At 68.1% G+C, this 18,452-nt stretch carries 16 protein-coding genes; 6 read left to right on the top strand and 10 right to left on the bottom strand.

Annotation, left to right across the window (positions count from 1 at the left end; all coding sequences use genetic code 11):
- The first annotated feature begins 187 nt into the window (after positions 1 to 187).
- Entirely contained in the window at positions 188 to 625 is a 438-nt protein-coding gene (locus tag ESD82_RS03080; RefSeq protein WP_024842647.1) for a pseudoazurin, read from the top strand.
- Between the two features lie 160 nt (positions 626 to 785).
- Entirely contained in the window at positions 786 to 1,058 is a 273-nt protein-coding gene (locus tag ESD82_RS03075) for a DUF6522 family protein (protein WP_024842646.1), read from the top strand.
- A 44-nt stretch (positions 1,059 to 1,102) separates the two neighbouring features.
- Here ESD82_RS03075 and ric read toward each other — a convergent pair whose 3' ends face one another.
- The 3 genes from ric to ESD82_RS03060 are packed head-to-tail and all read right to left on the bottom strand — an operon-like array spanning position 1,103 to position 3,820.
- Positions 1,103 to 1,768, bottom strand: coding sequence for an iron-sulfur cluster repair di-iron protein (gene ric / locus ESD82_RS03070; RefSeq protein WP_024842645.1), 666 nt, complete (start codon positions 1,766 to 1,768; stop codon positions 1,103 to 1,105).
- On the bottom strand, positions 1,761 to 2,354 hold the full coding sequence (locus ESD82_RS03065) for a UbiX family flavin prenyltransferase (RefSeq protein ID WP_024842644.1): 594 nt from the start codon (positions 2,352 to 2,354) through the stop codon (positions 1,761 to 1,763). The genes ric and ESD82_RS03065 overlap by 8 nt, the downstream gene beginning before the upstream one ends.
- A complete protein-coding gene (locus ESD82_RS03060; protein ID WP_024842643.1) occupies positions 2,351 to 3,820 on the bottom strand; it encodes a UbiD family decarboxylase in 1,470 nt (489 codons plus the stop codon). Before ESD82_RS03060 ends, ESD82_RS03065 begins: the two co-directional genes overlap by 4 nt.
- Before the next feature lie 123 nt (positions 3,821 to 3,943).
- On the opposite strand from ESD82_RS03060, the gene ubiT reads away from it, so the two are divergent.
- Genes ubiT through ESD82_RS03040 form a run of 4 tightly spaced genes read left to right on the top strand, consistent with a single transcriptional unit; the run spans position 3,944 to position 7,600 of the window.
- Positions 3,944 to 4,477, top strand: a complete 534-nt coding sequence (gene ubiT, locus ESD82_RS03055; protein ID WP_024842642.1) for a ubiquinone anaerobic biosynthesis accessory factor UbiT — start codon at positions 3,944 to 3,946, stop codon at positions 4,475 to 4,477.
- Positions 4,477 to 5,469: a ubiquinone anaerobic biosynthesis protein UbiU gene (gene ubiU, locus ESD82_RS03050; protein ID WP_024842641.1), complete on the top strand. Its 993-nt coding sequence runs from the start codon at positions 4,477 to 4,479 to the stop codon at positions 5,467 to 5,469. Before ubiT ends, ubiU begins: the two co-directional genes overlap by 1 nt.
- Positions 5,470 to 5,471: 2 nt before the next feature.
- Positions 5,472 to 6,362: a ubiquinone anaerobic biosynthesis protein UbiV gene (gene ubiV / locus ESD82_RS03045; RefSeq protein ID WP_024842640.1), complete on the top strand. Its 891-nt coding sequence runs from the start codon at positions 5,472 to 5,474 to the stop codon at positions 6,360 to 6,362.
- Positions 6,363 to 6,385: 23 nt separating this feature from the next.
- Positions 6,386 to 7,600, top strand: a complete 1,215-nt coding sequence (locus ESD82_RS03040) for an NnrS family protein (protein WP_024842639.1) — start codon at positions 6,386 to 6,388, stop codon at positions 7,598 to 7,600.
- A 64-nt stretch (positions 7,601 to 7,664) separates the two neighbouring features.
- Here ESD82_RS03040 and ESD82_RS03035 read toward each other — a convergent pair whose 3' ends face one another.
- Genes ESD82_RS03035 through ESD82_RS03005 form a run of 7 tightly spaced genes read right to left on the bottom strand, consistent with a single transcriptional unit; the run spans position 7,665 to position 18,394 of the window.
- The gene (locus tag ESD82_RS03035; protein WP_147429029.1) at positions 7,665 to 8,177 is read right to left on the bottom strand and encodes a DUF2478 domain-containing protein; all 513 of its coding nucleotides are present in this window, start codon (positions 8,175 to 8,177) and stop codon (positions 7,665 to 7,667) included.
- Positions 8,177 to 8,980: a peptidylprolyl isomerase gene (locus ESD82_RS03030; protein ID WP_024842637.1), complete on the bottom strand. Its 804-nt coding sequence runs from the start codon at positions 8,978 to 8,980 to the stop codon at positions 8,177 to 8,179. The genes ESD82_RS03035 and ESD82_RS03030 overlap by 1 nt, the downstream gene beginning before the upstream one ends.
- Before the next feature lie 5 nt (positions 8,981 to 8,985).
- Entirely contained in the window at positions 8,986 to 9,687 is a 702-nt protein-coding gene (gene narI / locus ESD82_RS03025) for a respiratory nitrate reductase subunit gamma (RefSeq protein ID WP_024842636.1), read from the bottom strand.
- A gap of 10 nt (positions 9,688 to 9,697) precedes the next feature.
- Complete coding sequence (gene narJ / locus ESD82_RS03020; protein WP_147429030.1) at positions 9,698 to 10,387, bottom strand: nitrate reductase molybdenum cofactor assembly chaperone; 690 nt, start codon at positions 10,385 to 10,387, stop codon at positions 9,698 to 9,700.
- Positions 10,384 to 11,901 carry a nitrate reductase subunit beta gene (gene narH / locus ESD82_RS03015; RefSeq protein ID WP_147429031.1) on the bottom strand — a complete coding sequence of 506 codons (1,518 nt, stop codon included), beginning with the start codon at positions 11,899 to 11,901 and terminating at the stop codon, positions 10,384 to 10,386. The genes narJ and narH overlap by 4 nt, the downstream gene beginning before the upstream one ends.
- The gene (locus ESD82_RS03010) at positions 11,898 to 15,662 is read right to left on the bottom strand and encodes a nitrate reductase subunit alpha (RefSeq protein ID WP_024842633.1); all 3,765 of its coding nucleotides are present in this window, start codon (positions 15,660 to 15,662) and stop codon (positions 11,898 to 11,900) included. Before ESD82_RS03010 ends, narH begins: the two co-directional genes overlap by 4 nt.
- A gap of 14 nt (positions 15,663 to 15,676) precedes the next feature.
- The gene (locus tag ESD82_RS03005; RefSeq protein ID WP_024842632.1) at positions 15,677 to 18,394 is read right to left on the bottom strand and encodes a nitrate/nitrite transporter; all 2,718 of its coding nucleotides are present in this window, start codon (positions 18,392 to 18,394) and stop codon (positions 15,677 to 15,679) included.
- Positions 18,395 to 18,452: the final 58 nt, after the last annotated feature.

Here is an 18,452-nt window from a genome sequence, read left to right as displayed (position 1 = left end):
TGGAAGCCGCAAAATGCTCCCGGGAAGCAATTCCGCGGACCGGGTGGACCGCCTGCGACATTCTGTCATGCCGGAAGTCCGAGCTTTTCTCTCTTACTTTGACTTTTCTCAAGCCGAATGCCCTGTACCGGACCTAAACCAGGCACGACGGGCGGGCTTGTCCGCCCGGACCACCAAGGAGAACACGATGTTCCACCATTCCCTCGCCGCTGCCGCCGCCGCGCTTCTGGCCCTTGCCGCGCCCGGTTTCGCGGCAACCCACGAGGTGCATATGCTCAACAAGGGCGAATCGGGCGCCATGGTCTTTGAACCGGCCTTCGTGCGCGCCGAACCGGGCGACGTCATCAACTTCGTCCCCACCGACAAGAGCCACAATGTCGAAGCGATCAAGGAAATCCTGCCGGAAGGCGTCGAATCCTTCAAAAGCAAGATCAACGAATCCTACACGCTGACCGTGACCGAACCGGGGCTTTATGGCGTGAAATGCACGCCGCATTTCGGCATGGGCATGGTCGGGCTGGTGCAGGTCGGCGACGCGCCCGAGAATCTCGACGCCGCCAAGACCGCCAAGATGCCCAAGAAGGCGCGCGAGCGCATGGATGCCGAACTGGCCCAGGTCAACTGACCGGGACGGCACCGACCGCCGGGAGAGGGACCGGGCGCGGCGCGATACACTCGCCCGCGCCTTTCTTGATGAAAGTCGCTTCCAATCCCGGTCCCGCCATGGCCAAACGCCGGGCGCATCCCCATATGCCGGGCATGGCGTCACCGCGAAGGGAAACGGCATGAGCAAGATCGACTTGACCGAACAGGGTTTCATCGTCGAAGCGCAGGAACTGGCCGCGGCCTTCGGGATCGAGCCCGGCCGGGTGCCTGAACTGATGCGGGAAAATCGCATCACCACCCGCTGCGAGACCGGAGAGGGCGAGGATGCCGGGCGCCATCGCCTGACCTTCTTTTTCCAGCACCAGGCGCTGCGCCTGACCGTCGACGCCGAGGGCAGGATCCTGAAACGCGCCCGCTTCGACGTCCCGGCCCGCAACGCCGGCGGCGGCTGAGCGCGCAAGCGGGGCATCCGGCCGGCCGGAAGCCCCGCAGCCGGTCACGAGGCGAGAACGCGCGGGAACAACACTTCCTCCTCCAGGTGGATATGGGCGACCACGTCGTCGCAAAGCTTGCGCAGGCCGGTGTAAAGCGCCGTCCACGAACCGCAGGCGCCGACCGGCAGGGTCAGGCCATGGGTCACATGCTCGATCCGGCGCAGCAGTTCCGCGGTATCCTGATGCTCGGCCCGCATGATGCGGATGGGCCCGGCCAGCATGGCGCCGCCGCCCTGCAGGATGGCCGGGAACAGCACCGTCTCCTCCTTGGCCATGTGCGATTCCAGGTCGTCGCGCAGCGCGATCAGCGCCTCGGTCAGGCCCAGGGGCGCCTCGTCATGGTCGCCATGCACCATCTCGACCCGGTCGGCCAGCCCGATCAGCCAGCCCAGTTCCTCGCGATGGGTGTCGTGATAGCGGCTGAGGATATGGTCGATCAGCGCCGGGGTTTCGGCCGGGGCGTCGCGGCCGGCATTGTCGATCAGCGCCTGCAATTCGGCGGTCAGCGCCGGCAAGGCGACGCCGGCCTTTTCAGCGGCTTCGGCCAGGCCCGAATCGGCGCCGCAGCAAAAGCTGATGCCGGCGCGGCGGAACACCTCGGCGGCACCGGGCAGCCGGGCGGCGATGTCGCCGACGATACTGTCGGGCGCAAGGGTGATGTCAGTCATGATGGTCTCCTCCATGGGGTGCGGGTCGAGAGGCGGCCCAGGCTTGGGCCAGCGGCGGGCCGAGGCGCAGCAGATCGACCGCGCGGGCGGCGATCTGGGCGGTGACCTCGGCCAGGCTTTGCGGGCGCAGGTAAAAGGCCGGCACCGGCGGCAGGATCACCGCGCCCATCCGGGTCGCGGCCTGCATGTTTTCCAGATGCGCCAGCGTCAGCGGCGCCTCGCGCGCCAGCAGCACCAGAGGCCGGCGCTCCTTGAGCTGCACCGAGGCGGCGCGGGTCAGCAGCCCGTCGTCGAAACCATGCGCGATGGCCGCAAGGCTGCGCATCGAACAGGGCGCCACGATCATGCCCGCGACCGGGCAGGAGCCCGAGGCGATGGCCGCGCCCAGGTCGCGCTGCGCGTGAACGCGCGTTGCCAGCGCCTGCAAGGCGGACAGCGCATCGGGTCCGACCTCCTCGGCCAGGGTGCGCCGCGCCATGGCCGAGACGACCAGGTCGATTTCCGTCCCGAGCCGGGCCAGCGCGCGGGCGCAATCCAGCGCCAGCGCCGCGCCCGAGGCGCCGGACACGCCCAGCACCACCCTCATGGCAGCACCGCGGCCAGAAGCGCCTCGGCCCGTGCCTCATGCGCCGGGTCAAGCTGCATGACCCGGCCCCATTCGCGGCTGGTCTCGGCGCCGATCTTGGTGGTGGCGTCCAGCCCCAGCTTGCCCGCCAGCCCCTCGACGGGCGAGGCGAAATCCAGGTAATCCATCGGCGTGCGGTCCAGCAGCATCACGTCGCGGCCGGGGTCCATCCGGGTCGAGATCGCCCAGGCGATGTCGTCCCAGCTGCGCACGTCGATGTCGCTGTCCACCACGACGACCAGCTTGGTATAGCTGAATTGCGGCAGCATCCCCCACAGCGCCATCATCACCCGCCGCGCCTGGCCGGGATAGCGCTTGTCGATCGCCACCACCGCCATGCGATAGGAACAGGCGGCGGGCGGCAGCCACAGGTCGGTGATCTCGGGGATCTGGGCGCGGATCACCGGCAGCGCCAGGTCGTTGAACACCTCGCCGATGACCGAGGGCTCGTCGGGCGGCCGGCCGGTGACGGTGGACAGGTAAAGCGGATCGCCCCGGCAGGTGATGCGGCTGACGCGCATGACGGGAAAGGGCTCGACGGCGTTGTAATAGCCGGTATGGTCGCCGAAGGGGCCTTCGGGCGCGGTCTCGCCGGGATGCACCCAGCCCTCGACGATCACCTCGGCGCGGGCGGGCACCATCAGCGGCACGGTCTGCGCCGCGACCAGTTCGCTGCGCGCACCGCGCAGCACGCCGGAGAACCCCAGTTCGGACACGGTTTCGGGCAGCGGCAGCGCGGCGGCCAGCAGCAGCGCCGGATCGGCCCCCAGCGCGATGGCGACCGGCATCGGCTCGCCCGCCTGCGCCCAGCTGCGGTGATGCGCCGCCCCGCCGCGATGCGCCAGCCAGCGCAGGATCAGCCGGTCGGGGCCCAGAACCTGCGCGCGATAGACGCCCAGATTGTAGCGGGTCAGATCCTCGGCCCGGCTGTCCCGCGGCCGGGTCAGCACCACCGGCCAGGTGATCAGCGGCCCGCCATCCTCGGGCCAGGGCGTCTGCACCGGCAGCGAATCGAGGCCGGGCAGTTCGGCCTCTTGCGCCGGGCCGTGGCGCAAAAGCTTGGGCCGCGTCGCCAGCGCCGCGCGCAGCATCGGCCAGCGCGACATGGCGTCGCGCATGCCCTCGACCGGCGCCGGGCTGCGCAGCGCGGCCAGGAATTCGCCAAAGCCCGCGACCTCGTCCGGCTGCAGGCCCAACCCGGCCGCGACCCGTGCCCTGGTGCCGAAAAGATTGGCGATCACCGGGATGCGCGCCCCTTCAGGCCGGTCGAAGCGCAGGGCCGGGCCGCCGCGGCGCAGGCAGGCCAGTTCGACCGCGGTCATCTCGTGGCGCAGCGAGACGGGCTCGGCGATGCGGGCGAACTCGCCCCGCGCCTCCAGCCAGGAGAGAAAGGCCCGCAGGTCGGGAAAGGAAGGAAGGCTGCGCATCAATGGCTCCGGCAGGCCCGCGGCAAGGCGGGCGGATCATGGCGGAAAGGCTAGGCGGGAATTTCCGCGGCTGATTTGACGAATATCAATCACAGCGCCGATTGGGCGGCCTAGACCGGGATCATGACCCAGCGCCCCACCCTGCCGCCGCTGCTGATGCGGCTTCCGCCCCCGCCGCTTGCCCGCCCGGCCCTTGGCCTGGCGCTGACGGCTTTCCTGCGCCGCATCGCCGCGCGCGAGCCCGCGATCCTGTCGCGCCTCGGCCCCTATGCCCAGGCGCGCTTCCTGCTCGATGTCAGCGACGCGCCGTTCCTGCTGTTGATGCAGCCCCAGGCGCGGCGGCTGACCGCGCATCCGCGCCACGCCCCCCCGCCCGAGCATGACGCCGCGATCCGGGGCGGGCTGGCGGCCTTCCTCGCCATGCTGCACGGCGCCGAGGACGGCGATGCGCTGTTCTTTTCCGGCGAGTTGCAGATCGGCGGCGATACCTCGGCGGTACTGGCGCTGCGCAATGCGCTGGACGATGCCGAACTGGACCTGACCGAGGAACTGGCGGCGCTGACCGGCCGGCCGCTGGGGCGCTGGCTGCGCCGCGGCTCGGCGCTGGTCGCGCGCAGAAGCGGGCTGGTCCTGTCCCGACAAGAGGTGATGCCATGATGGAACTGGTCTGCCCGGCCGGAACCCCGGCGGCGCTGCGCGCCGCGGTCGATGCGGGCGCGCATACGGTCTATTGCGGCTTTGCCGACGAAACCAATGCCCGCAACTTTCCCGGCCTGAATTTCAGCCGCGAGGAACTGGCCGAGGGCGTGGCCTATGCCCATGCCCGCGACGCCAAGGTTCTGGTGGCGATCAATACCTTTCCGCGCGCTGGCGACCAGGCGCTGTGGCACCGCGCCGTGGCCGATGCCGCCCGGCTGGGCGCCGATGCGGTGATCCTGGCCGACCTGGGCCTGATCGCGCATGCCGCCGAGGCCCATCCCGGCCTGCGGCTGCACCTGTCGGTGCAGGCCGCCGCCGCCAATCCCGACGCGATCAACTTCTATGCCGAAACCTTCGGCATCCGCCGGGTCGTGCTGCCCCGCGTGCTGTCGGTCGAGGAAATCACCGCCATCAACCGCGAGATCGAGGTGGAAACCGAGGTCTTCGTCTTTGGCGGGCTTTGCGTCATGGCCGAGGGGCGCTGTTCGCTGTCCTCCTATGCCACGGGGCTTTCGCCGAACATGAACGGCGTCTGCTCGCCCGCAAGCCACGTCGCCTATGCCGATGTTGGCGGCAATCACGAGGCGCGGCTGGGTGATTTCCTGATCCACCGCACGCCCAAGGGCATGCCGGTGCCCTATCCGACGCTGTGCAAGGGCTGCTTCACCTCGCCCGACGGCAAGGGGGACAGCCAGACCGGCCATATCTTCGAGGATCCGGTCAGCCTGGACGCGACCCGGCTGATTCCGGCGCTGCAAAAGGCCGGGGTCAGCGCCCTGAAGATCGAGGGGCGGCAGCGATCCCGCGCCTATGTCGCGCAGGTGGTGCGCGCCTTCCGTGCCGCCGTCGAGGCCGCCGAACAGGGTGCGCCCATGCCCGAGGGACTGCTTGCGCGGCTGACCGAGGGTCAGGCCGCCACCACCGGCGCCTATGCCAAGACCTGGAGATGACCATGGACCTGACCGTCGGCGCCATCGCCTTTTTCTGGAGCGCGGAGCAGGTCCGCGCCTTTTACCGGACGCTGGCCGATACCCCCGTTCAGCGGGTGGTGATCGGCGAATGGGTCTGCTCGAAGCGCCTGCCCTTCTGGCAGCACGAGATCCCCGCCGCCGTCGAGGTTCTGCAAGCCGCCGGCAAGGAGGTGGCGCTGTCCACGCTGACGCTGATCACGCTGAAACGCGAAAGGCGGCAGACCGAGGAGCTGTTCGCCTCGGGCCTGCCGGTCGAGATCGCCGACCTCAGCGCGCTCAAGCACCTGCCCGAGGGCGCGCCCTTCTGGGTCGGCCCGACCGTCAACGTCTATAACGAGGGCACGCTGGAATGGCTGGCCGGCAAGGGCGCGCAGCGCATCTGCCTGCCGCCCGAACTGCCGCTGGACTCGGTCGCGCAGCTGGCGCAGGCCGGCCGGCAGGCCGGCGTCGCGGTCGAGGTCTGGGGCCATGGCCGAGCGCCGCTCGCGATCTCGGGGCGCTGCTATCACGCCCGGCTGCACGACCGCGCCAAGGACAGCTGCCAGTTCGTCTGCGCCGAGGATCCCGACGGCCGCACGGTCGAGACGCTGGAGGGCCAGCCCTTCCTGACCGTGAACGGCGTCCAGACGCTGAGCTATGCGCATATGAGCGTCGCGGGACAGGTCGATGCCCTGCGCGAGGCCGGGGTCGCCGCGCTGCGGTTGTCGCCGCAGCCGGGCGATTTCGCGGCCGTGACCCGGCTTTACGCGCGGCTGCTGGAAAGCGGGCTTTCGGCGCAGGACGCACTGGCCGGCTTGCGCCGCATCCAGCCCGGCGCCATCTTTGCCCAAGGCTTCCTGGAGGCGCGCCCCGGCGCCGCCCCCTGCCCCTGATCCCTGTCTGACGGAGACGCGCGATGTCCACCTCGGAACGCATGCGCAACTACCACGGCCCGGTACTGCTGAGCCACGGCTTCCGGGCCTTCTTCCTGCTCTCGGCGCTTTGGGCGGCGCTGGCCATGGCGATCTGGGTCGCCATGCTCGGCGGGGCCGAGATCCTGCCCCTGGCCTTCGACCCGTTCAGCTGGCACGCCCATGAGTTCCTTTACGGCTATCTCGGCGGGGTCATCGCCGGCTTCCTGCTGACCGCGGTACCGAACTGGACCGGGCGGCTGCCGGTGATGGGCGCGCCCTTGGCCGGGCTGGTCGGGCTGTGGCTGCTGGGCCGGGCCGCGGTCGGGGCTTCGGCGCTGCTCGATTGGCGCGTGGTCCTGCTGGCCGACCTGGCCTGCGGGGTGATGCTGCTGGCCTTCCTGGCGCGCGAGATCCTGCATGGCCGGAACTGGCGCAACCTGCCGGTGCTGGCGCTGCTCGGGCTGTTCACCGCCGGCAACGCGCTGTTTCACATCGAGGCCGCTCGCGGAGACGCGGCCTTCGAGGGCATGGGCATGCGGCTGGGCCTGGCCGCGGGCCTGGTGCTGGTCGCGCTGATCGGCGGGCGCATCATCCCCAGCTTTACCCGCAACTGGCTGGCGGCGCGGGGGGTGCAGCGCCTGCCGGCGCCCTTCGGCCGCGGCGACGGGCTGGTGCTGGGCCTGACGGTGGTCACGCTGGCGGGCTTCGTCGCCCTGCCCGACGGCCGGGCCATGCCCTGGCTGATGCTGGCCTGCGGTGCGGCGCATCTGTGGCGGCTGGCGCGCTGGCAGGGCGCGCAGACCGGGGCCGAGCCGCTGCTTTGGGTGCTGCACCTGGCCTATGGCTTCCTGGCGCTCGGCTTCTGGGCCGAGGCGGTGGCGGGCTTCGGCCTGATGGCCGCGGCGCCGGCGCGGCATGTCTGGCTGGCCGGCGCCATCGGGCTGATGACGCTTGCGGTAATGAGCCGTGCGAGCCTGGGCCATAGCGGCCGCGCGCTGCATGCCGGGCGCGGCACCACGGCGCTTTACCTGGCGCTGACCGCCTCGGTCGCGCTGCGGCTGCTGGCCGGGCTGCTGCCGGCCCAGGTCTGGCTACTGCATCTGTCGGGCACGCTGTGGGTTCTGGCCTTCGGCGGCTTCGCCCTGCTCTACCTGCCGGTGCTGGCGCGGCCGCGGGTGGCGAAAAAGCCGGTCTCGGGGGCAAGGCGCCCAGCCTGAAGCGCGCCATGCAAAAAGGCCCGGTCAGCGCGACCGGGCCTTTTTCGTTGCGGAGCTTTTCGGCTTAGGCGGGTTGCAGCCCGCAAATCCGCTGGCACCAGCCCATGACCTGCGCCTGCTCACCGGGAAGCGGCGTGGCAAGCCCATCGGCAAAGGCCTGGAACGCCGGCAGGTTCAGCCCGTTCACCCCGGCCAGCACCGGGATGCCGCGCGACAGCGCCTCGGCGATCAGGGGCGCAAAGCCGCGGCCCTCGGCTTCCTGCTTGCCGAACTTGTTGACCAGCAGCAGGTCGGCACCGGGCAGCGCCGCCGTGACGCCCAGCACCGCCGCCTCCAGCACGCCCGCGTCCAGCCGGCAGCCACGTGCGCCATTGCCGCGGTCCTCGCTGATGCGCAGCACCGGGCCGTCGGGCAGCACGCGCAGGTCCATGTCGCATTTGACGCGGCCCTCGCGCTGGGGATTGGTCTGCACCGTGCCCGCCAGCCGTAGCCCCGCCGCCTGCGCCGCCTGGGCAAAGGCGGCCAGGAAGCGGTCGCTCGCGCCGCGGCCCGGCAGGCTGACATAGGCAAGCTGCATCACGCGCGCCTTTCCCGGTCGAAGGAGATGCCGGAGATGTCCGCCCCGGCGATCAGCCTGTCAAGATAGTCGCGGCTGGCGCGCAGCCAGGCCGCCTTGTCATGGGCCTGGCGCAATTGCGGCAACACCGCCTCCAGCGGCAGCACGGCGCCGCGCGCGCGCGCATCCAGACGGATGACATGCAGGCCATAGCGGGTCTCGGCCAGGGCCAGCCCCCCCTCCTCCATCGTGGCCAGCACGGCCTCGAACTCGGGCACGGTATCGCCCGAGGTCAGTTGCCCCAGCACCCCGCCGGCGCTTTTCGACGAACAGGCGCTAAGCTCGGCGGCCAGTTCGGCAAAGCGTCGCGGCTGGGCGCGCAGCTCGGCCAGCACCGCCTCGGCCCGCTCCCGCGCCTGGGCACGGGCCTCGGCATCGTCGGGGGCGGCCGCAAACAGGATATGCGCCGCCTCATAGAGCGAGGGCGCGCGGAACTGTTCGGGATGGGCGGCATAATGCGCGGCCAGCGCCGCCTCGTCGGCGGGCGCGGGCTCGACCGCCTGGTCCAGCAGGGCACGGATCGCGGCCTCGTCCTCGGTCTCCCATTGGCCGGGGGCAAGCTCGGCGGGTTCCGCCGCGATGCCCTGGACGCGAGCTTCCTGCAGCAGAAGCTCGCGCACCGCCAGCGCGCGGGCGGCAGCGCGCCAGGCATGGCCGGGCTTGCCCTTGGGCGCGGGGTGGTTCTGCGCCTCGGCCGCGATGCGGCCGGGATCGAGCGTCACGCCGTTCACGACGACCGGCGGCAAGAGCGGTTTCATCTCCATCACCCCTACTCCGCCGGATGGCGCTTGGCCGGTTGACGCTTGGTCCGCACGATCTGGTAGCCCGGCCGCCACAGATAGCGCACCGGGGCCGAGATCATGTGGACCAACCGCGTGAAGGGGAACAGCAGGAAGATGGTCAGCCCCAGCAGGATATGCAGCTTGAAAAGCCAATGCACGCCGACCAGGTGATCGGCCGCACCCGCACGGAAATAGACGATGCCCTGCGCCCAGGACATCAGCCGCGTCATCTCGTGCCCGTCAAGGTGCTGCATGGAAACCAGGATGGTCATCAGCCCCAGCACCAGCTGCGCGACCAGCAGCGCCAGGATGCCGGTATCGGCCAGCGTGGTATGGGCGCGCACCCGCGGGTCGGTCAGACGGCGATGCAGCAGCATGCCGCCCCCGACCAGCGCCATCACCCCGGCGATGCCGCCCGCGGTCATCGCCAGCACCTGCTTGGCACCATGGCTGATGCCCAGCGCGTCGAAGACGGCGATGGGGGTCAGCAGCCCGACCAGATGGCCGAAGAAGATTACCAGCACGCCGACATGGAACAGTACCGAGCCGATGACGAATTGCCGCCGCCGCAGGATCTGGCTGGACTTGGATTTCCAGCTGAACGGATCCTGGTCATAGCGGATGATCGAGCCCAGGAGCATCACGGTGATGGCGATATAGGGATAGATCCCGAAAAGGAAATTGTTCATCTGCGCCTCCTCATTGCGCCGGGTTCGCGACGCGCGGGGCGTCCATGCGGGCAAGGATGTCGCGGCTGACCGGGCAGCCGGCATTGGGGTCGGGGCCGAACGTGACCTGCGCCTCTTCCCAGACGGCATCGAGCGCGGCCAGATCCTCGGGGTCGTCGTCGGGGACGGCGGCCAGTTCCTCGGGCAGCTCGGCCGGCTCGGTCACCACCAGCGCCACCAGCGCGCTGAGCACGCCGGCATAGGCCGTCTCGCGCCGCGTCAGCCGCTCGGCCAGCGCGACCAGGATGTGCGAGGCATCGGCCAGAAGCGCCTCGGCCTCGGCCAGGGGCCGGGTGGACAGGTATTCCAGCAGCACCGGCAGGTGGTCGGGCAGTTCCGACCCGACCAGGTCGAAGCCGCCGGCGCGATAGGTTTCCAGAAGATCGACCATGGCGCCGCCGCGGTCGCGGCTTTCGCCATGCACATGCTCGAACAGGTTCAGCGACAGGCTGCGCGAACGGTCGAACAGCAGCACATAGCGTTCCTGAAGGTCGTAGAGGTCGCCCTGGCGCAATTCCTGCAGCAGGCGGCGGATTTCCTCCATGCGCTTGGGGCCAAGCAGCCCCTCGGCTTGCAGCACCGCGTCGATTTCGGGCAGCGCGGCGATCAGCTCCTCGCTGGGATAGGACAGCAGCGCGGAAAGGGCTCGGAAGCTTTTCATGCGATGAACTCCTGCGGGCTGCGGAATTTCTTGCCGCCAAAGAGCGACGGCGTGTCGCCCGATGAACAGCCGTGCCCGTCGGTAAAGCCGCAGCCGCCGCGCAGGTCATAGGCGTCCTCGACGATCTCGCGATGCGTGGTCGGGATGACGAAACGGTCCTCGTAATTGGCGATGGCCAGCAGCTGATACATCTCGTCGATCTGCTGCGGCGTCAGGCCGACGCGCTTGGCGACGCCCAGGTTCACCACCCCGTCCAGCGTCTTGGAACGCATGTAGCTGCGCATGGCCAGCATCCGCTCCAGCGCGGCGGCCACCGGCGCCTCGTCCCCGGCGGTCAGCATGTTGGCCAGATAGCGCAGCGGGATGCGCAGGCTGCGCACGTCGGGCATGTCGTCCTGGGCCGCGATCTTGCCCGCCTCGGCGGCGTTCTGGATCGGCGACAGCGGCGGCACATACCAGACCATCGGCAGGGTGCGGTATTCCGGGTGCAACGGGAAGGCGATCTTCCATTCCATCGCCATCTTCCAGATCGGCGATTTCTGCGCGCCTTTGATCCAGTCCTCGGGCACGCCCTCGGCGCGGGCGGCGGCGATCACCTCGGGATCGTTGGGGTCCAAGAAGACGCCCAGCTGCGCGTCGTAGAGGTCCATCTCGCTTTCCGATGCGGCCGCCTCGGCGATCTTGTCGGCATCGTAAAGCATCACGCCCAGGTAGCGGATGCGCCCGACGCAGGTTTCCGAGCAGACCGTGGGCTGGCCCGATTCAAGGCGCGGATAGCACAGGATGCATTTTTCCGACTTCCCGGTGGACCAGTTGTAATAGATCTTCTTGTAGGGGCAGCCCGAGACACACATCCGCCAGCCCCGGCACTTGTCCTGGTCGATCAGCACCACCCCGTCCTCTTCGCGCTTGTAGATCGCGCCCGAGGGGCAGGAGGCAACGCAGGCCGGGTTGAGGCAATGCTCGCACAGCCGCGGCAGATACATCATGAAGGTGTTTTCGTATTCGCCGTAGATGTCCTTCTGGATGCCCTCGAAGTTATAGTCCTTGCTGCGTTTCTCGAACTCGCCGCCCAGGATCTCCTCCCAGTTCGGGCCCCATTCGATCTTTTCCATCCGCTCGCCCGAGATCTTGGATCGCGGCCTTGCGGTCGGGAAGGCCTGCATCTCGGGCGCCGATTTCAGATGGTCATAGTCGAAATCGAAGGGCTCGTAGAAATCGTCGATCTCGGGCAGGTCGGGGTTGGCGAAGATATTGGCCAGGATGCGCCACTTGCCGCCCTGCTTGGGCCGCAGATGGCCCGAGCGGGTCCGCACCCAGCCGCCGTTCCAGCGCCTCTGGTTTTCCCAATCCTTGGGATAGCCGATGCCGGGCTTGGTCTCGACGTTGTTGAACCAAGCGTATTCGACCCCCTCGCGCGAGGTCCATACGTTCTTGCACGTCACCGAGCAGGTATGGCAGCCGATACACTTGTCCAGGTTCAGCACCATGCCGATTTGCGCACGCACTTTCATTCCGCTGCCTCCGTCGCTTGGGTTGCGGGCCCCGTTTCCAGGGGTTGGTCGAGCCAGTCGACCTTGTTCATCTTGCGGACGATGACGAATTCGTCCCGGTTGGCGCCCACGGTGCCGTAATAGTTGAAGCCGTAGGCCAGCTGCGCATAGCCGCCGATCATATGGGTGGGCTTGGGCACGATGCGCGTCACCGAGTTGTGGATGCCGCCGCGCAGGTTGGTGATCTGGCTGCCGGGCGTGTTCACGATCTTTTCCTGGGCGTGATACATGAACATGCTGCCTTCCTTCATGCGCTGGCTGACCACCGCGCGGGCGGTGATGACGCCATTGCTGTTGAAGACCTCGACCCAGTCATTGTCGACCAGCCCGGCCTTCCGGGCGTCGATTTCCGAGATCCACACCACCGGGCCGCCGCGGTTCAGCGTCAGCATCAGCAGGTTGTCGGTATAGGTGGAATGGATGCCCCATTTCTGGTGCGGGGTGATGAAGTTCAGCACCACGTGCTTTTCGCCCGCGGCCAGCGACTTCCTCGCATCCGCGCCGACGGTCTTCAGGTCGACGGGCGGGCGCCAGGTCACAAGGGCCTCGCCGAAGGCGCGCATCCATTCGTGGTCCTGGTAAAGCTGCTGGCGGCCCGAGACGGTGCGCCACGGGATCAGCTCATGCACGTTGGTCCAGCCGGCGTTATAGCAGACCTCCTCGCTTTCGATGCCCGACCAGGTGGGCGAGGAGATGATCTTCCTCGGCTGGGCGGCAATGTCGCGGAAGCGGATCTTCTCGTCCTCCTTGACCTCGGCCAGGTGCTTGTGGTCGCGGCCAGTGGCCTTGCCAAGCGCCTCCCAGGCCTTGACCGCCACCTCGCCATTGGTCTCGGGGGCCAGCATCAGCACCACCTCGGCGGCGTCGATCGCCGTCTCGATCCGCGCCATGCCCTTGGTCGCGCCCTCCTCGGTCACGCGGCCGTTCAGGGCTTGCAGGTGATGCACCTCGTCCTTGGTGTCCCAGGAAATGCCCTTGCCGCCATTGCCCAGCTTTTCCATCAGCGGACCCAGCGCGGTGAAGCGCTTGTAGAGGTTGGGATAGTCGCGCTCGATCTCGATATAGGCCGGCGCGGTCTTGCCGGGGATCAGCTCGCATTCGCCCCGTTTCCAGTCCTGCACGAAGGGCTGGGCGATCTCGCCGGCGCTGTCATGCTGCAAGGGCAGCTGCACCACGTCGGTCTCGACCCCCAGCACCTCGGGCGCGATTTCCGAGAACTTGCGGGCGATGGACTTGAAGATCTCCCAGTCGGTCCTGGACTCATAGGCCGGGTCCACCGCCGCCTGCAGCGGGTGGATGAACGGATGCATGTCCGAGGTGTTCATGTCGTCCTTTTCGTACCAACTGGCGGTCGGCAGGACGATGTCGGCATAGACGGCGGTGGTGGACATGCGGAAGTCGATCGTCACCAGCAGGTCCAGCTTGCCCTCGGGCGCCTGGTCGTGCCAGGCGGCCTCGACCGGCTTCTGCCGGCCCTCCTGGCCCAGATCCTTGCCCTGCACGCCGTGATCGGTGCCCAGGAGGTGCTTGAGGAAATATTCATGCCCCTTGCCCGAGGAGCCGAGCAGGTTCGAGCGCCAGACGAACAGGTTGCGCGGCCAGTTCTCGGGCGCATCCGGGTCTTCGCAGGACATCTGCAAGCCGCCGGATTGCAGTTCGCGCGCGACGTAATCCTTGGCGGCGATGCCTTCGGCCTTGGCGGCCCGGCCGACCTCCAGAGGGTTGGTCTTCAGCTGCGGGGCCGAGGGCAGCCAGCCCATCCGCTCGGCACGGATGTTGTAGTCGATCAGGCTGAGCCGGTTCCAGTCGCCCGCCGGCGCGGTCGGCGACAGGATCTCTTGCGCGCTCACCGTCTCGTAGCGCCATTGGTCGGTATGGGCATACCAGGCCGAGGTGGCGTTCATGTGCCGCGGCGGGCGCGCCCAGTCCAGCGCGAAGGCCAGCGCCGTCCAGCCGGTCTGCGGGCGCAGCTTTTCCTGGCCGACGTAATGCGCCCAGCCGCCGCCCGACTGGCCGACGCAGCCGCACATCACCAGCATGTTGATGACGGCGCGATAGTTCATGTCCATGTGGAACCAATGGTTCATCGCCGCGCCGATGATGACCATCGACCGCCCGTTGGTCTTTTCGGCATTGGCGGCAAACTCCCGCGCCACCTGGATGATCTTGTCGCGGCGCACGCCGGTGATGCGCTCGGCCCAGGCGGGGGTGAAGGGCACGTCGGCGTCATAGTCGCGGGCGACGTTCTCGCCGCCCAGACCGCGGTCCAGGCTGTAATTGGCGCAGATGAGGTCGAAGACCGTGGCGACCAGCGCCTGCTCGCCATTGGCGAGGGTCAGCCGCTTGACCGGCACGTTGCGGGTCAGCACCGCGCCGCGGTCGTCGACGGCGAAGCCATTGGTCGCGGCGCCGCCGAAGTAGGGGAAGTCGACGCCGACCACATCGTCGCGATCCTCGTCCAGGATCAGGCTCATCTTCAGCCGGACCTCGTCCTCGCCCGCCTTCTGCTCCAGGTTCCAGCGCCCCTCCTCGCCCCAGCGGAAACCGACCGAACCGTTCGGAACCACGATGCGGCCGGTCAAGTCGTCGATGGCGACCGTCTTCCATTCCGGGTTGTTGGCCTGGTCCAGCGCGCCGTCGAAATCGCTGGCACGCAGCTGGCGGCCGGGGATCAGGCGGCCGTCCTGTTCCTCCAGCCGCACCAGCATCGGCATGTCGGAATAGCGCCGGCAGTAATCCTCGAAATACTCGGCCTGACGATCCAGGTGGAATTCGCGCAGGATGACATGGCCGAAGGCCATGCCCAGCGCCGCGTCGGTGCCCTGCTTGGCGTTCAGCCAGATGTCGCCGAACTTGGCCGCCTCGGAATAGTCGGGGCAGATCACCGCCGATTTGGTGCCGCGATAGCGCGCCTCAGTATAGAAATGCGCGTCGGGCGTGCGGGTCTGCGGCACGTTCGAGCCCCAGAGCAGCAGGTAGCCCGCGTTATACCAGTCGGCCGATTCCGGCACGTCGGTCTGTTCGCCCCAGGTCTGCGGGCTGGCCGGCGGCAGGTCGCAATACCAGTCGTAAAAGGACATGCAGGTGCCGCCCAGAAGCGACAGGTAGCGCGTGCCGGCGGCATAGGAGACCATCGACATGGCCGGGATCGGCGAGAAGCCGAAGACCCGGTCGGGGCCATATTTTTGGGCCGTATAGGCATTGGCGGCGGCCACGATCTCGGTCGCCTCGTCCCAGGTCGCGCGCACGAAACCGCCCTTGCCGCGGATGCGGGTATAGCTTTCGCGCGCCGCGGGGTCGGCCTGGATCGCGCTCCAGGCCTGGATCGGCGTCATGGTCTTGCGCTTTTCGCGCCAGAGCTTCATCAGCCGGCCGCGGATCAGCGGCGTCTTCACCCGGTTGGCGGAATAGAGATACCAGCTGTAGGAGGCGCCGCGCGCACAGCCGCGCGGCTCGTGATTGGGCAGGTCGGGCCGGGTGCGGGGATAGTCGGTCTGCTGGGTTTCCCAGGTGACGATGCCGGACTTGACATAGATCTTCCAGGAGCAGGAGCCGGTGCAGTTCACCCCATGAGTCGAGCGCACGATCTTGTCGTGGCGCCAGCGCGAGCGATAGGTGTCCTCCCAGTCGCGGTTCTCGGTCGTGGTCTGGCCATGCCCTTCCGAAAACACGTCCTTGCGGGTGGATTTCAGGAAGTTCAGGCGGTCCAGCAGATGGCTCATGGCTGTCTCCTATGTCAGGCAGGGGAGGCGGCGCCGGCAGAGGCGCGGCCGCGTTCGATGTCGTGCAGAAGGCCGCCCGGACGGGTGTAGAACACCCAGGTCACGGCAAGGCAGAGCACGTAGAAGCCCAGGAAGGCCCAGAGCGCGCCGATCGCCGATCCGGTCAGGGCGATCGAACTGCCATAGGCCTTGGGGATGAAGAAGCCGCCATAGGCACCGATCGCGCTGGTGAATGCGATGATCGCGGCGGATTCGCGGTCGGACTGGCGGCGGCGATCCTCGGGGGACAGCTGCGGCTCAAGCCGGGCGACTTCCTTGCGCATGATCACCGGGATCATCTGGAAGGTCGAGGAATTGCCGACCCCGGTAAAGAAGAACAGCGCCATGAAGCCCGCGAAGAAGCCCCAGAAGGACAGCGCCTGCAGCGAGACGATCACCAGCCCGACCGAGGCGATCATGCCGGCGAAGACCCAGAAGGTCACGCGCCCGCCGCCGACCCGGTCGGAAAGCCAGCCCGTGCCCGCGCGGCTGAGCGCGCCGACCAGCGGGCCCAGGAACACGAATTGCAGCGCGTTGACGTCCGGGAAGGCCAGCTTGATGAGCAGCGGGAAGCCGGCAGAATAGCCGATGAAGCTGCCGAAGGTGCCGATGTAAAGCAGGCACATCACCCAGTTGTGCAGCCGGGTAAAGATCACCGCCTGTTCGCGGAAGCTGGCGCGGGCATCGGTGATGTCGTTCATCCCCAGCCAGGCCGCAATGGTCGAGGCGATGATGAAGGGCACCCAGATGAAGCCCGCGTTCTGCATCCACAGCCGGCTGCCGTCCGAAAGCTCCTGCGCCGCGCCGCCCATGGCGCCAAAGACGCCCATGGTGATGACGATGGGCACCAGGAACTGCATCAGCGATACGCCCAGGTTGCCCAGGCCCGCGTTCAGCCCCAGGGCGTTGCCCTTTTCCGATTTCGGGAAGAAGAAGCTGATATTGGCCATGGACGAGGCGAAGTTCGCGCCCCCCAGCCCGCACAGCAGCGCCAGCGCCACGAAGATCACATAAGGCGTCGCGGGATCCTGCACCGCATAGCCGATGCCCATGGCCGGGATCAGCAGCGAGGCGGTGGACAGCGTCGTCCACAGCCGCCCGCCGAAGATCGGCACCATGAAGCTGTAGAAGATGCGCAGCGTGGCGCCCGACAGGGCCGGCAGCGCCGCCAGCCAGAACAGCTGGTCCTGGGTGAAGCCGAAGCCGATCAGCGGCAGCTTGGCCACCACCACCGACCAGACCATCCAGACCGCGAAGGCCAGCGTCAGGGCGGGGATCGAGATCCACAGGTTGCGCCTGGCGATCCTGCGGCCCTGCTCGGCCCAGAAGGTCGGGTTCTCGGGGCGCCAGTCGTCCAGCACGCGCGGCATCACCGTGCGCTCAGGGTCATGCACCTCGGCCAGTTCGGGAAAGTTCGGCAGCCGGTCCAGGGCCCGGCCCTGGGCACGGCGCTCCATGGCGCGGATCGACAGGTGCATCCAGGCCATCGAGACGACGACGATCAGCAAAAGCAGGGCAAAGCACGAGGTCCAGATCCCGGTCAGGTCCAGCGCCGCACCGAAGACGATGGGCAGCACAAAGCCGCCCAGGCCGCCGATCATGCCGACAAGCCCGCCGACCGCCCCGACATGGTTCGGATAATAGACCGGGATGTGCTTGAAGATGGCGGCCTTGCCCAGGCTCATGAAGAAGCCCAGCGCAAACAACGTGACCACGAAGGGCCAGAGCCCCATCTCGGTCGAGAACGAGATCAGCCCGTCCTTGCCGCGGATGGTGTAATCGGTCGGCGGATAGGACAGCATGAACAGGAACAGCGCGCTGAAGCCGAAGGTCCAGTACATCACCGTGCGCGCGCCGAAACGGTCGGACAGGATGCCGCCATAGGCGCGGAAGATGCTGGCCGACAGGCTGAAGGCCGCCGCCGCCATGCCCGCGACCCGCAGATCGACGCCATAGACCTGCGTCAGGTAATGCGGCAGCCACAGCGCCAGGGCGACGAAGCCGCCGAAGACGAAGAAATAGTAAAGCGCGAAGCGCCAGACCTGGAGCTTCTTGAGCGGCGCGAACTGCTCGGCCAGTGTCGGCCCGGCGATGCCCTGGGCACGGCGCGCCTCGAAATCGGGATCGTCGCGGGCGACCAGCAGGAAGACCACGCCCATCAGCGCGATGCCCACCGCCCAGATCTGCGCCACGGCCTGCCAACCCCAGGCGACCAGGATGAAGGGCGCGATGAACTTCGTGACCGCGGCGCCCACGTTGCCCATGCCGAAGATGCCAAGCGCAGTGCCCTGGCGCTGGGCCGGGAACCATTTCGAGACATAGGCGACGCCGATGATGAAGCTGCCGCCCGCCATGCCCACGCCCAAAGCCGCCAGCAGGAAGCCGGCATAGCTGTCGGCCCAGGTCAGCGCCCAGGTGGCAAGGCCGGTGAACAGCATCTGCAACGAGAACACCAGGCGGCCGCCATAGCGTTCGGTCCAGACGCCCAGGATCAGCCGGACCAGCGATCCGGTCAGGATGGGCGTGGCGATCAGCACCCCATATTCGAACTCGGTCAGGCCGAGCTCCTCCTTGATGGTGATGCCGATGATGGAAAAGATCGTCCAGACGGCAAAGCACAGCGTGAAGGCGGTGGTGCTGAGCCACAGCGCCTTTTGCTGCTGCATCGGGGAAAAGGAACTTGGGTCCGGCATGGCGGATGCTCCGATTGGGACGTTCGCGCATTGTTTCTGGCGCTCACCCAGCACGGGC

The sequence above is a fragment of the Paracoccus pantotrophus genome (genome assembly GCF_008824185.1).
GTDB classification, from domain to species: Bacteria; Pseudomonadota; Alphaproteobacteria; order Rhodobacterales; family Rhodobacteraceae; genus Paracoccus; species Paracoccus pantotrophus.
Note: the sequence above shows the minus strand (reverse complement) of the source record. Positions and strands in the feature narration are given on the sequence as shown.